Genomic DNA, 13245 nt, shown 5'->3' with positions numbered 1-13245 from the left:
GTGAAGGCACAATGCGCATCCTTTTTTGGCTCGCCTTGCCCGGAGGCCTCGAAAATGATCAAAACGCCGTACTACCTCATCGACAAACAAAAGCTGCTGGCGAACATGCAGAAGATCGCCTATGTGCGTGAGCAGTCCGGGGCCAAGGCCTTGCTGGCGCTCAAGTGCTTCGCCACCTGGTCGGTGTTCGACCTGATGCAGCAGTACATGGACGGGACCACGTCGTCGTCGCTTTATGAACTCAAGCTTGGCCGGCAGAAATTCGCGGGCGAGACCCACGCCTACAGCGTGGCCTGGGCTGACGATGAGATCGAGGAGATGCTCGCCAACTGCGACAAGATCATCTTCAACTCCATCGGTCAGTTGCAGCGCTACACCGAGGCCTCGACCGGCAAGGTCCGCGGCCTGCGGGTCAACCCGCAAGTGAGCAGTTCCGATTACCTGCTGGCCGACCCGGCGCGACCGTTCAGCCGCTTGGGCGAATGGGATCCGGTGAAAATCGAGCAAGTCATCGAGCATATCTCCGGGTTCATGTTCCACAACAACTGCGAGAACGGCGATTTCGGCTTGTTCGACCAGATGCTGGGCACTATCGAAGAGCGCTTTGGTCACTTGTTGCATGAGGTCGAGTGGGTCAGCCTCGGTGGCGGCATCCATTTCACCGGCGAGGGCTACGCCCTGGACGCTTTTTGCGCACGGCTCAAGGCCTTCTCGCAGAAGTATGGCGTGCAGGTCTACCTGGAGCCGGGCGAGGCCGCGATCACCCAGAGCGCGTCGCTGGAAGTCACCGTGCTCGACACGCTCTACAACGGCAAGCACTTGGCCGTTGTGGACAGTTCCATCGAGGCGCACATGCTCGATCTGCTGATCTATCGCCTGGACGCCAAGCTGGCACCGAGCGAAGGCGAACACACCTACATGGTTTGTGGCAAATCCTGTCTGGCCGGCGACATCTTTGGCGAGTACAAATTCGATCGTCCGCTGTCCATCGGCGATCGGCTGTCGTTCATCGACGCAGCGGGCTACACCATGGTCAAGAAAAACTGGTTCAACGGCCTGAAGATGCCGTCCATCGTTGTGAAGCAACTCGACGGCAGCGTCGAGGTGGTTCGCGAGTTTGTTTACGACGACTACTTGTCCAGCCTCTCTTGAGCTGGCGGAAGGAGGAGAAATAAAGAAATTGAAGAAGAACGTACTTATCATTGGTGCAGGAGGTGTCGCCAAGGTGGTGGCCCACAAGTGCGCGCAGCACAACGACGAGCTCGGTCGTATTGCTATCGCGTCGCGCAACATCTCCAAATGCCAGGCCATCATCGACAGCGTCAAGGCCAAGGGTAGCCTCACGCAACCCGCCGACATCAAGGCCTTTGCACTGAACGCTCTGGATGTCGAAGCGACCAAGGCGCTGATTCGCGAAACCGAGTCGCAGATCGTCATCAACGTCGGCTCTGCTTTCCTCAACATGTCGGTGCTGCGTGCCTGCATCGATACCGGCGTGGCCTACCTGGACACCGCCATCCACGAAGAACCGGGCAAGGTCTGCGAGACGCCGCCCTGGTACGGCACCTACGAGTGGAACCATCTCCAGGAGTGCCAGGAAAAGAACATCACCGCCATTCTCGGCGTGGGCTTCGACCCGGGTGTGGTCAATGCCTATGCGGCACTGGCGCAACAACAGCATTTCGACCGCATTGATTCGATCGATATTCTCGACGTCAATGCCGGCTCCCATGGCAAATATTTCGCCACCAATTTCGACCCGGAAATCAATTTCCGCGAATTCACTGGACAGGTGTGGAGCTGGCAGGACAGCCAGTGGACCAGCAACACCATGTTCGAGGTCAAGCGCACCGACGACCTGCCAGTGGTCGGCTCGCAGAACCTGTACCTGACCGGTCACGACGAAGTGCACTCGCTGTCGAAGAACCTCGACGTGCCCAACGTGCGTTTCTGGATGAGTTTCGGCGAGCACTACATCAATGTGTTCACCGTGCTCAAGAACCTTGGCCTGCTTTCCGAGCAACCGGTCAAGACTGCCGAGGGCTTGGAAGTCGTGCCGCTGAAAGTGGTCAAGGCTGTGCTGCCTGACCCGAGCTCGCTGGCACCGGGCTACACCGGCAAGACCTGCATCGGTGACCTGGTCAAGGGCACCAAGGATGGCCAGCCGCGCGAAATGTTCATCTACAACGTGGCCGACCACGAGGACGCTTACGCCGAAACCGACAGCCAGGGCATTTCCTATACAGCCGGCGTGCCACCCGTGGCCGCGGCCTTGTTGGTGGCCCGTGGCGAGTGGGACGTGCAGCGCATGGTCAACGTCGAGGAGCTGCCTGCCGAGGCGTTCCTCGAGGCGCTGGACGTGATGGGCCTGCCGACGCGCATCAAGGACGAGCATGGAGACCGTCCCTGGAACCAGAACGCCTGAAGGACTCCAGGCAGGTTCCGCCCTGGCTCCCCCGATAGGAACTGTAGAGTCGCTCTGGACTCTGCAGGCGATTGAACCAGTCGCCTCACCGTTGCGTGAAGCCCTGGCAATCCGCGGGAAGCCTTGAAGAAATGCTCCGTATCGAAAGGTACGGAGCATTTTTCGTTCATGGCTCCCATCAAATGAACCCCGTGGCGAGGGAGCTTGCTCCCGCTGGGCTGCGCAGCGGCCCCCCAACAAAAGACCGCTCAAGCAGAAACCCTCGCCATGAACGATCACTCGACCTTACGATTGAGCTTCACGACCCAGGAGAAACAATCAGTGAAACCATTCAGGATCCGCGAGCTGGAAATGACCGATGTGCAAGCCCTGCTGGCCTTCGAAATCCATAACCGTGAATGGTTCGAATCGCAGATTGACCCACGGGACCCTAGCTTTTATTCATTGACGGGCGTCACCGATCACATTGAAAGCTATCTGGCCGATTTTGCCGAGGGCACTTGGCATCCGTTTGTGATCGAAGATTCCAGCGGGCGAATCGTGGGGCGGGCGAATTTGAAAGGCATCCATTCACCGCACGGTTGCGCCGAGGTGGGCTATCGCATTGATCAACGCGCGAGTGGGCAAGGGTTGGCAACGCAGGCCCTGAAACATCTGATCGAGGCGGCGCGGATACGTTGGGGGCTTACGCAATTGGTGACTTATGTCTATGAGAGCAACGTCGGCTCAAGGAAGGTCCTTGAGCGGTGCGGGTTTGTGCCTGGAGCGCTGTCGGGTGGCGAGGAGATCGAGGCTGGATGCCGCTTTGTGCTTTCGATCTAGAACTCGATCCACGCCGGACAGCGTCAGGTGTCGCTCGTACGTTTCCTCAATACTGAGCCTTCACCGCCGTGTTATAGCGCGATTGCAATTCGTCATAACCGGTCCGAGCGGCGGCGAGGTCCTGGTTCAGTTCATCGGCGTCGGCGCCTGAAGCCCAGTGTTGCTGCAAGCGCTCCAGAGCGCTGATCCATTCCTTGGCGGCGAAGCTGATGTGGGTCCACACGGGCCGGTTGCCGTTGGCCGAGCGCAACCGGGGCAGGGCCTGTATCAAGGTCTCGGCGTCCGTCCAACGGGTCGTGAGAGTCTGCTGCGCCGTAAGCAGTTGTTCCGGGCTCAGCGGTGCGCCTTCGGTCATGGCGTCGAGTGCATTGATAGTCTGACGTGCCAGGATCATGAAGCGCAGGGTCTGCCAATGCTGGTCACGGCCCAGGCGTGTTTCGATGGCCGCCAACTGTTGCTCGCGAACATGCAATTGCGGTTGCTCCAGGGCCTGGCGCAACGGTATCGCTTGGGCACGTACGTCTTGCAGGCCCAGGTTGAAGGCTTGTTCGAGTCGGTCGAGTTCGGGGGAAGGCAGTTCGTTCGACCGGTCCCCCAACCAACGCTCGATGGCCAGTGCGTCGGGCCGTAGGCGGTCATAGGCCTTGACGTAGTTTTTGGCCTGGGTGTTCAGGTCGGGATCGTCGCTATGGAACCAGGGTTTGCAGGGGGCCTGGGTCCTCAGGATATCGTCAGAGCCCATGCCGAACCCGACAAAGCCCCGCCAGGTCGGCCATACATCCTTGGACGGCGTAAGAACGGCGTGATAGTCGGCGTAGCGCTGTTCCAGCAGCTCCGCACCTTCCACCAGGCAAGTGTTAATGGCCTGGATGTCGGTCCAGGATGAAAGAGTTGCTTTGTCGACGGTTTCCGAACTGGAGACTCGCTGCACCAGCCAAGCCATCGTTAACAGGACGACAACCGCCGTGATAAAGGCGCGGGTGCTGATCATGGCTGTTTCGCCTGGGTGGTGTCGGGCTTATGCCACTGGGTGGCTGAAAGTTTGGAAGGACATGGCGAGTCCGTCAGTTGGCGGGCGGCGCAGGTACGCTGTGGCCAAGCCTGGAGTCCTTGATTTGCGGCAAGACTCGAGTGGTTGGCCAAGGCATTGCCCAGCATGACCAGGGGCACGAGTATCCCCAGGAACAGGCCGACCAGTACATCCCCGGGCACGCGCTCATAGGCGCGAGCCATAAAGGACTTGCCGTGTCGGGCGGCGGTGCGTCGGCTCAGGGCCGCGAGCGCAGCGAGGATCCCGAAATAAGTTGCAGCGGCGAAAGCACCTCCGGCCAGGTAGATGGGAACACCCAGCAACCCGACCCAGAGACTTTCACGAATCGGCAGGGGCGCAGGACGTCGCAGGCTCAGCCAATGACCAAAGCGCGTCTGGATCGATCGGTCGAGGCGCCAGGCACCGCGGCCCAGTGCTTTGCAGAACGCATGCAGGCCCCAGGCGACGACACCCAGTAGCAGCGCGCGCAGGAGCAGGTCGATCAAACTGGTGAGGAACGCGCCGCCCAGTTGATATTCCAAGGCCCAGCTCATGTAGGTCGAGGTGCCGAGCAGGGCCAGTGGCACGGCTAGCATCGGCGGTTCGCGACGCAACGGGCGCCATAGTTCCGGGGCCAGTTGAGGCATTTCGTCCAGTAGATGGGGATAGCGAAGCTGGACGTTGCGATACAGCGTTTCGCAAGCAGCCCAATCCTCGGCGCTGAAGCTCATGCTCAAGCCCATCCGGGCGTCTTCATCGAGCGAGCCAAACAGCATGCGTGCAGCCTGGGATTCGCTGCTGTCGGTACCCTGGGCGAGGCGAACCTGCTGCTGAAGGAACGTGGCGCAGTGGCTGCGGGCAAGCAGTTGACTCCACCAGGGTTCCGGACACGGGCTATGGTGGCCGGTCTGCTTCCAGCCCTGTTGCGCGCAGATGGCATCGAACAACTGCTCCGACCAACCCGGTGCTTGCAGGAGGGCCATGGCCAGGCAGCGGTTCAGCCATTGCCGAGCATCCAGGGTTTGTAGCCACGGGCTGGCGTCGAGCTGGCGGGCGAGATCGAGAAAGCGTTGGCTATCGTGGCAGGCCCCGGTCAGGCGGGACCATGCCAGCTCCATGAGCTTGCCGCGCAGTTGCTCGGTGCTGGCGCTGGGCAGGTCCTGGCGCTGCCAGGGGGTCAGCCAGTGCAACTGCGCAATGGCCGCTTCGGCCAGGTCGTAGGTATCTTCCTGCGTCAGGCAACGCTCCAGCAGGCCGTGTTCGAATTCACGTTCGCAGGCATAAAGACGCGCCTGCGTCAGGCGGCTGGCGAGGTTGGTCGCGTCTATCGCCTCCAGGCATTGCGCTGCCAGGCGCTGGCTGGGGGAGGGCCCTGTCGGTGCCTGCCTCGGGGCAGGCAGTTCTACGAGGGGCGGCTCGATGGGGACTGGCTGCTCGTCGTCGACCACCACTTCCTGCTGCCAGTCAGCCCACTCCAACGCCTGTTCGTAAGCCTCTCGCAGGCGCTGGAACCCTTCGGGATCTTCGTCTGGCCGATGCTGTTTGAGCAGGCTTGCATACTGGCGCTTGATGCTGCGCTTATCGGCGTCCTCCGGCAGCCCGAGTACCACCCAGCAGGTCATCGCCAGACACCTTCTTCCAGGCTGTCGAGCTGGGCGCTGATCTGCAGCCGGAGCGCCCGGATGTCGTGCAGTTCCTGGGTATCGAGCATCTGGGCGAAACGGGTCGCCAACTCATCGATCCGTTGGCGCAGATCACCGCGGCTTTCCTGGTAAAGACGTTCCAGCCGGGCGATCAGCAGGGTATTGGGTTGTTCGTCCCGTGGATGGATCTTCAGTGCTTCCAAGGCCTTGAGGCGCTGGCTGATTTCTTCGCTATTCAGCACGCCGGCGTTATTGGCGATCACCAGGTTGCGTCGCTCTCCAGTCTGGACGATCTGCGCATCGGCTTCCAAGAGGCCGTTGGTATCGTAAGTGAAGCGCACGTCGATCCCCACTTCCCCGGCAGGCATGGGCGGCACGGGAATTTCCAGTTCACCCAGGAGAATGTTTTCACTGATCCGACGGCTTTCGCCCTGATAGACCTTCAGCAGCACGACCTTTTGCTGATCCTGGAGGGTGAACACGCGCTTGACCTTGCTCACGGGCACCACGCAGTTGCGTTCGATGATCGGCAGGTAATGGCCGTTTTCGAGCTTGCCGCCATACTCGACCGCAATTTCGATGCCCAGGGAATAAGGGCAGACGTCGGTGAGCACGACTTCTTCAAGTGCCGCGTCGCGGCTCTTCAGCCCTGCCTGCACGGCGGCGCCCAATGCCACGGCTTCATCGGGGTTGAGCTGGATCGAGGGGAAACGTCCGAACAGGCTGGCGGCCAACTTGCGCACGAGCGGCATGCGGGTGGTGCCGCCCACCAGCAACACTTCGTCCAGCTCACTGGCGCGGATGCGGGCATCGCGCAAAGCGGTTTCGATAGGGGCTCGAAGGCGGCTGAACAGGGGCGCATACAGATCGGTCAGGCCGGCCTGGGTGTATTCGCGACGCCATTCGCGCTCGCCCTGGCGTACTGCGAACGTAGCGCTTGACTCCTGGCCCAGGGATTTGCGCACGCGTTCGGCTTCACGGCGCAGCCGACCGTAGAGCTGCGCGTCTTCGAGGGCCATCGGCCCCTCGGTGTTGCCCGCCTGTGCGGCAACGAAATCCTGGAGCAGCAGCGTGTCGAAATCTTCCCCGCCCAGGTAGTTGTCGCCGGCGCTGGCGCGAACTTCCATGATGCCTTCGAACAGCTCCAGGATGGACACGTCGAAAGTCCCGCCGCCGAGATCGAAAACCAGGAAGGTGCTGGCGCTATCGCGCTGATGCAAGCCATAGGCGAGTGCGGCCGCGGTGGGTTCGTTGATCAGTCGCTCGACCTTGAACCCGGCCAGCTCGCCGGCAATCCGCGTGGCCTTGCGCTGGGCATCGCTGAAATAAGCGGGGACGCTGATGACGGCCTCTTCCACCGGTTCGCCGAAATGCCGCTCGGCATCCTCGCGCAAGCTGCGCAGCACCATGGCCGAGAGCTCCTCGGCCCGGAACTGTCGATTGCCAAGCGTGGTGAGACGAGCGCTGCCCATATAGCGCTTGAAAAGCGAGGCGGTGACCTGGGGGTGGGTCTGCAGGCGCTCCAGGGCTGCGCGGCCGACCATGACCCGGCCCTCATCGTCCAGGCCGACCACGCTCGGGGTCAGCCACTCGCCCAATGCGTTGGGTACCAGTTGCGCCGCGCCGTCGCGCCATGCCGCGATCAGGCTATGGGTGGTGCCCAGGTCAATGCCGACAATCATGTCCGTTGGATCTCCTTAATCATTGCGTCGCAAGGGCGTACCCGCGAGCCGGTCAGTTTATCAAGCCTGTATCGGCGTATTCGTTGAAATCTTTGGGGCGATCATGGGCGAGTTTTGCATGGCGGATCAGCCCAACGTGTCGACCAGCCTCGGCAACCTGTGGGTCGCATCGCCCACCAGCGCTTTATCGGAAACGGTCTCTATCGGTTCGATATTGATAGGCAACGAGCGCTGGCCAGATCACTCTGGTTCCTTAAGTAATTCCAGTGTTCTTGAGTCGACACTCACCCCACCCTCCAGCGCCTGGGCATACACGGAGTGCTCGCCCGCGGCCGCTGCAAACAGCGTCATGCAGGACGCGAACTTCATGGCATCGAGGGTCCCCAGGAGTTTTTCTACCGCGACTTCCGAGTCCAGGACGGCGCGGGTTGCGCGTTCGAGTCGCGGTCCCAGAAGCGGGTGATGCAAATAATCGCGCGCCTCTTTCAGGCCGCGCAGGCCGTAGTAGGTGGCGTTCTCGCTGACACCCAGGCCGCGTAATTGCGGAAAGATGAACCACATCCAATGGCTTTCCTTGCGCCCGCGCCGTAGTTCGAGCAAAGCGCGCTCATAGGTTGCCGCTTGCGCCTGGACAAAGCGCTCCAGTGTTTCGGTCATACGAGCCTCTGATACGGTTTCAAGGCTGAAGAATGAAGCGCGTCCAGGCTCGATCCAAGTGGTGGCCTTATGATGTCATTGTCTGGCGCGTATCGGTAGTCCCGATCATCCCCCCCAGCCCGGACGAGGGCAAAGCCTATAGCACACTTGCGCTATAGCGCCGGTCGGCACTCGACCCTAACCTATGGGCGCTGTCGGGTTTTCGATCGATCGCAACGAGCCTATTTGAACAAGGATCTGTTTTTTGAAAAGTACACCTGCCAGAAAGTCCAACGCCGACACGGCTTACCGCATGCGTCTGGCAACGGTGTTCGCCGTCTCGGCCCTTGCCGCCAGTGGCTGGGGTTCTTTTATCGCCGAAGCGTCGGCTTCCACGGCCAGTGAGACGTCCTCCGCGGCTTGCACCAACGAAGCGGATTTTCAGGCCGGGACGGTGGTGGAGTATGAAAGTCGCGACAACCTGTCGCCAGCCACCAGTCGCGGCAAAACCGAGACGCTTGGGCGTGAGGCATTTGCCGGTGCCAATCCGGTTGCTTCGGTGCACACGTCGTTCTTGAATAATGTGCCGTTTTTCCTGACGACCACCTTCGCCGAGATCAAGGACGGTCGGCTGGTTCGTTACGGCGATCGCCATGGTGCCGGGGCATCGTTGGTGACCACCACCTACCAGCCTCCCGCTTCCACACCGATTGATCTGCAACCCGGGCAAACCGTCACCGTCAGCTACAAAAACAAAGCGGTGAGCGCCGGGGCAACGGTCGAGTTCGATGTCGTCGAGAAGCTGACGTATAACGGGCGTGAGACGCTCAAGACAGCCCTGGGTACGTTTGATACCTGCAAGTTCACCAATGAAATCTCCACGGGCCCGGCTTCGGCCGAGCAACCGAAACAGGTTGTCGTTGTCCAGAATTGGTTTCCCGCGGACGGACCTTATCGCGGTCAGTCGATCCGATCTGTCACGCCTCCCACCAATGGCGTTGCGCAGAGAATCGGTGAAGTCGTCAAGATGCAGTATACGTCGCGATAAGCGATGAGTTTCGGACCGAAAGATTTGCCGGATTGTCGTGGCAGACGCGATTGCGCAGAGCATGGCAACCGTCTACCACCCCTTCACACCGCTCATGTCGGGCAGCTTGTGAGCGATGCCTTTGTGGCAGTCGATGCAAGTCGCCTCGCCGTTGGCCAGTGATGTCGAGTGCATGGATGCGGCGCGTTTGCCCTGGCGGGTAAAATCCATGAACTCGAAGTTGTGGCAGTTGCGGCATTCGCGAGAGTCGTTGGCCTTGAGCCGGGCCCATTCGTGCTCGGCCAGCTCGCGTCGCAGAGCGAGGAATTTGTCGCGCGTATCAATGGTGCCGAAAATCTTGCCCCAGACTTCCTTCGACGCCTGCATCTTGCGTGCGATTTTATGGGTCCACTCATGCGGCACGTGGCAGTCCGGACAGCTGGCGCGTACGCCGGAGCGATTGGTGTAGTGGATCGTGTCCTTGAGCTCGACGAAGACGTTGTCGCGCATTTCATGGCAGGAGACGCAGAACGTCTCGGTGTTGGTGGCCTCCAGCGCGGTGTTGAAACCGCCCCAGAAAATGATCCCGGCGACAAAGCCCCCCAGCGTCAGGAAACCGAGGCTGTAGTACATGCTCGGACGACGAAGGACACCCCAGTAGTCCTTGAGCAGGGCGAACAGTGCTTTCATGTTGCCTCCTCAAGGCTTTTGCGCGGCGTTTGCGGCGTCTTGCAGAATTTTGTCGATGGTCTCGAAGCTGTTGTCCACCAAGGGTTTCACGTCGGCCTGCGGCACATGGCACTGGTTGCAGAAGTACCTACGCGGCGCCACAGCTGCCAGTGCCTGGCCGTCGCGGTCCATGTAGTGGGTGATGCTGATCATCGTTGCCTGGGTCCGTGCGCTGTTGGCGCGACTGTGACAGGACAGGCATTTGTTGCCGTTCTTGTCGATCTGATAGCCGCGGATGGTGTGCGGGATGGTCGGCGGCTGATCCGGGTAATTACGCTCGCGCTTGAGGTCTTTGTTTTCCTCATCGGCAACGGGTGGGGCAGGCATGCTCTGGGTCAGCGTGCCGCCGGGACGGCGCCCGTCTGGCGCGGGGGCATCGAGCGGGTAGTCGATATCAGCGGCGATCGCTAGGCCGATCACCGCGAGCAGGAGCAACGGCAGGATTCGAAAAAGCATCACGGTTCTCCTCAGGCCACGCTGACCAACTCGATGCGTATCGCGCATTTTTTATAGTCGGTCTGCTTGGAGATCGGGTCGGTGGCATCGAGCGTGACCTTGTTGATCAGCTTGTTGGCATCGAAGAACGGTACGAAAACCAACCCTTGAGGCGGCTTGTTGCGCCCGCGGGTCTCGATGCGCGCGCGGATTTCACCGCGTCGGCTGATCAGCTTCACCTCGCTGCCGCGCCGAGCCTTCAAGGCCTTGGCATCGTCGGGGTGCATATAGACCAGCGCGTCCGGCACGGCTTTGTACAGCTCCTCGACGCGCTGGGTCATGGTGCCTGTGTGCCAATGTTCCAGGACGCGGCCGGTGGACAGCCAGAACGGGTAGTCGGCGTCCGGGGATTCGGCGGGCGGCTCGTAGGGCAGGGCGAAGATGATCGCCTTCTTGTCCGGGTAACCGTAGAACTGCACCTCGCTGCCTTTCTCCACGTACGGGTCCAACCCCTCGCGATAACGCCAGCGGGTTTCCTTGCCCTCGACCACCGGCCAGCGCAGGCCACGTTCGCTGTGGTAGCGGTCGAACGTGGCAAGATCGTGACCGTGGCCGCGACCGAACTGGGCGTACTCCTCGAACAGGCCTTTTTGTGGATAGAAACCAAAGGCCTTGGCTTCATCATTCTTGTAGCCGGCTTCCATCTGCTCGACGGGGAACTGGTCGACCTGGCCATTCTTGAACAGTACCTCAAAGAGGGTCTTGCCCTTGAGTTCTGGGGCCTTGGCCAGTAATTCGGCAGGCCAGGTTTCATCGGTGGTGAAGCGTTTGGAAAATTCCATCAACTGCCACAGGTCTGACTTGGCATCTCCCGGTGCGCTCACCAATTGGTGCCAGAATTGCGTCCGGCGTTCGGCGTTGCCGAAAGCGCCTTCCTTTTCCACCCACATGGCGCTGGGCAGGATCAGGTCGGCGGCCTGGGCGGAGACGGTCGGATAGACATCGGAGACGATCATGAAGTTGTTCGGGTTGCGCCAACCCGGCAGGACTTCCTGCATGATGTTCGGCCCGGCGTGCATGTTGTTGCTGGCCTGGGTCCAGCAGACGTTGAGCACGCCGTCCTTGAGCATGCGGCTCTGTTCGACGGCATGGAAGCCAGGCTTTTCCTGGATGGTGCCGGCGGGCAGCTTCCAGATTTTCTCGGCGGTGGCGCGGTGCTTGGGATTGGTCACCACCAGGTCGGCCGGCAGTCGATGGGAGAAGGTCCCGACTTCCCGCGCGGTACCACAGGCCGAGGGCTGGCCGGTCAACGAGAAGGGACTGTTGCCCGGTTCGCTGATCTTGCCGGTGAGCAAGTGGATGTTGTAGATCAGGTTGTTGGCCCAGACGCCACGGGTGTGCTGGTTGAAGCCCATGGTCCAGAACGAGACGATCTTGCGCTTGGGGTCGGCATACAGCTCGGCGAGGTTTTTCAGACGCTCGGCGGGCACCCCGGTTTCCTTGGCGGTTCGCTCCAGTGTGTAGGGCTTGACGAAGGCGGCGTACTGCTCGAAAGAAATGTCCGTCCAGCTGTTGGCCTTGGCGGCATTGGCGGCTTTCATTTCCCGTGGATCGTCAGGGCGCAAACCGTAGCCGATGTCGTCGACACCCTTGGCGAACCGAGTGTGCTTGTTGATGAAGTCCTGGTTGACCGCACCGCTTTCAATGATGTGGTTGGCGATGTAGTTGAGAATCATCAGGTCGGTTTGCGGCTTGAACACCATGGGAATGTCGGCGAGTTCGAAGCTGCGATGCTCGAACGTGGACAGCACCGCGACTTTCACATGGGGCTGGCTAAGGCGGCGGTCGGTGACCCGGCTCCAGAGCACCGGGTGCATCTCGGCCATGTTCGACCCCCAGAGCACGAAGGCATCGGTGGCTTCGATGTCGTCATAGCAGCCCATGGGTTCATCGGCACCAAAGGTGCGCATGAAGCCCATCACCGCCGAGGCCATGCAATGGCGGGCGTTGGGGTCGATGTTGTTGGTGCGAAAGCCGGCCTTCATCAGTTTGTTGGCGGCATAACCTTCCCATACCGTCCATTGACCGGAGCCGAACATGCCCACCGACCGCGGCCCTTTGTCCTTCAAGGCCTGCTTGAACTTCAGCTCCATGATGTCGAAGGCTTTCTCCCAACTGACCGGCTGGAACTCCCCTTGCTTGTCGTACTGGCCATTTTTCATGCGCAACAGCGGTTGGGTCAGGCGGTCGACGCCGTACATGATCTTGGAAAGAAAATAGCCTTTCACGCAGTTCAGCCCACGATTGACTTCAGCCTTGACGTCGCCATGGGTGGCGACCACGCGGTTGTCCCGGGTCGCGACCATCACGCTGCACCCGGTGCCGCAGAAACGACACGGGGCCTTGTTCCAGTCCAGGGTGACCATGTCCGCTTCGGTCACCAGGTTGCTGGCGGACGTCACGATCGGCAGTCCGGCAGCGGCGGCCGCAATGGCGGCGGCCTGGGTCTTGACGAATGCGCGGCGGGTCAGGTTCATTCGGCATCTCCTTCGGAGTCGAGGCGTTCGTGATAGACCAGCGCGGCATTGAGTACGCCAGGCAGTTGGTTGATCTGTTCGATGCGCTGGAGGATCTGGTCTTCGTGTTGGGCTTCAAGCACCACCACGAGTTTTCCGGCCGCGCTTTCATGATGCAGTTCCAGGCCATCCAGCAGCCGCAGGTTGGCCTTGACCGCGTCGAACAACTCCGGTCGGGCGAGTACGATGAGACTGGCAATATGCAGGGCTTCGTCCATGAACAAGCTCCAATGGCCTTCA

At 60.7% G+C, this 13245-nt stretch carries 12 protein-coding genes; 4 read left to right on the top strand and 8 right to left on the bottom strand.

The window, feature by feature from the left end:
• The first annotated feature begins 54 nt into the window (after window positions 1-54).
• From PSH84_RS21600 to PSH84_RS21590, 3 genes are all read left to right on the top strand, one after another.
• Entirely contained in the window at window positions 55-1152 is a 1098-nt protein-coding gene (locus PSH84_RS21600) for a carboxynorspermidine decarboxylase (RefSeq protein WP_305481779.1), read from the top strand.
• A gap of 28 nt (window positions 1153-1180) precedes the next feature.
• Window positions 1181-2425 (top strand): saccharopine dehydrogenase family protein, encoded by a 1245-nt coding sequence (locus tag PSH84_RS21595; protein WP_305481778.1) that lies wholly within the window; start codon window positions 1181-1183, stop codon window positions 2423-2425.
• A 321-nt stretch (window positions 2426-2746) separates the two neighbouring features.
• Window positions 2747-3247 (top strand): GNAT family N-acetyltransferase, encoded by a 501-nt coding sequence (locus PSH84_RS21590; RefSeq protein ID WP_305483190.1) that lies wholly within the window; start codon window positions 2747-2749, stop codon window positions 3245-3247.
• 46 nt (window positions 3248-3293) lie between these two features.
• Here PSH84_RS21590 and PSH84_RS21585 read toward each other — a convergent pair whose 3' ends face one another.
• From PSH84_RS21585 to PSH84_RS21570, 4 genes are all read right to left on the bottom strand, one after another.
• Window positions 3294-4238 carry a DUF3829 domain-containing protein gene (locus tag PSH84_RS21585; RefSeq protein ID WP_305467447.1) on the bottom strand — a complete coding sequence of 315 codons (945 nt, stop codon included), beginning with the start codon at window positions 4236-4238 and terminating at the stop codon, window positions 3294-3296.
• A complete protein-coding gene (locus PSH84_RS21580; RefSeq protein WP_305481777.1) occupies window positions 4235-5899 on the bottom strand; it encodes a J domain-containing protein in 1665 nt (554 codons plus the stop codon). Before PSH84_RS21580 ends, PSH84_RS21585 begins: the two co-directional genes overlap by 4 nt.
• Window positions 5896-7602, bottom strand: coding sequence for a molecular chaperone HscC (locus tag PSH84_RS21575; protein ID WP_305481776.1), 1707 nt, complete (start codon window positions 7600-7602; stop codon window positions 5896-5898). Before PSH84_RS21575 ends, PSH84_RS21580 begins: the two co-directional genes overlap by 4 nt.
• 240 nt (window positions 7603-7842) lie before the next feature.
• On the bottom strand, window positions 7843-8259 hold the full coding sequence (locus tag PSH84_RS21570) for a DUF1810 domain-containing protein (RefSeq protein WP_122565813.1): 417 nt from the start codon (window positions 8257-8259) through the stop codon (window positions 7843-7845).
• 244 nt (window positions 8260-8503) lie between these two features.
• On the opposite strand from PSH84_RS21570, the gene PSH84_RS21565 reads away from it, so the two are divergent.
• Entirely contained in the window at window positions 8504-9286 is a 783-nt protein-coding gene (locus PSH84_RS21565; protein WP_305481775.1) for a hypothetical protein, read from the top strand.
• 72 nt (window positions 9287-9358) lie between these two features.
• On the opposite strand, the gene PSH84_RS21560 is transcribed toward PSH84_RS21565, so the two are convergent.
• The 4 genes from PSH84_RS21560 to PSH84_RS21545 are packed head-to-tail and all read right to left on the bottom strand — an operon-like array spanning window position 9359 to window position 13223.
• Window positions 9359-9955, bottom strand: a complete 597-nt coding sequence (locus PSH84_RS21560) for a cytochrome c3 family protein (RefSeq protein ID WP_163858287.1) — start codon at window positions 9953-9955, stop codon at window positions 9359-9361.
• A gap of 9 nt (window positions 9956-9964) precedes the next feature.
• Window positions 9965-10450: a nitrate reductase cytochrome c-type subunit gene (locus PSH84_RS21555; RefSeq protein ID WP_305467439.1), complete on the bottom strand. Its 486-nt coding sequence runs from the start codon at window positions 10448-10450 to the stop codon at window positions 9965-9967.
• 11 nt (window positions 10451-10461) lie between these two features.
• Window positions 10462-12966 carry a nitrate reductase catalytic subunit NapA gene (gene napA / locus PSH84_RS21550; RefSeq protein WP_305467438.1) on the bottom strand — a complete coding sequence of 835 codons (2505 nt, stop codon included), beginning with the start codon at window positions 12964-12966 and terminating at the stop codon, window positions 10462-10464.
• Window positions 12963-13223, bottom strand: a complete 261-nt coding sequence (locus tag PSH84_RS21545; protein WP_305467437.1) for a chaperone NapD — start codon at window positions 13221-13223, stop codon at window positions 12963-12965. Before PSH84_RS21545 ends, napA begins: the two co-directional genes overlap by 4 nt.
• Window positions 13224-13245 lie beyond the last annotated feature (22 nt).

The organism is Pseudomonas beijingensis (assembly GCF_030687295.1).
Classification (GTDB): Bacteria; Pseudomonadota; Gammaproteobacteria; order Pseudomonadales; family Pseudomonadaceae; genus Aquipseudomonas; species Aquipseudomonas beijingensis.
The sequence above is the reverse complement of the archived record's forward strand: the minus strand, read 5'-3'. Positions and strand labels throughout refer to the sequence as shown.

What these genes read in the sequence shown, in the direction of transcription:
- PSH84_RS21585 (WP_305467447.1), bottom strand. Translation starts at nt 4,238, where the DNA reads ATGATCAGCACCCGCGCCTTTATCACGGCGGTTGTCGTCCTGTTAACG.
- PSH84_RS21555 (WP_305467439.1), bottom strand. Translation starts at nt 10,450, where the DNA reads ATGCTTTTTCGAATCCTGCCGTTGCTCCTGCTCGCGGTGATCGGCCTA.
- PSH84_RS21600 (WP_305481779.1), top strand. Translation starts at nt 55, where the DNA reads ATGATCAAAACGCCGTACTACCTCATCGACAAACAAAAGCTGCTGGCG.
- napA (WP_305467438.1), bottom strand. Translation starts at nt 12,966, where the DNA reads ATGAACCTGACCCGCCGCGCATTCGTCAAGACCCAGGCCGCCGCCATT.
- PSH84_RS21580 (WP_305481777.1), bottom strand. Translation starts at nt 5,899, where the DNA reads ATGACCTGCTGGGTGGTACTCGGGCTGCCGGAGGACGCCGATAAGCGC.
- PSH84_RS21560 (WP_163858287.1), bottom strand. Translation starts at nt 9,955, where the DNA reads ATGAAAGCACTGTTCGCCCTGCTCAAGGACTACTGGGGTGTCCTTCGT.
- PSH84_RS21575 (WP_305481776.1), bottom strand. Translation starts at nt 7,602, where the DNA reads ATGATTGTCGGCATTGACCTGGGCACCACCCATAGCCTGATCGCGGCA.
- PSH84_RS21570 (WP_122565813.1), bottom strand. Translation starts at nt 8,259, where the DNA reads ATGACCGAAACACTGGAGCGCTTTGTCCAGGCGCAAGCGGCAACCTAT.
- PSH84_RS21545 (WP_305467437.1), bottom strand. Translation starts at nt 13,223, where the DNA reads ATGGACGAAGCCCTGCATATTGCCAGTCTCATCGTACTCGCCCGACCG.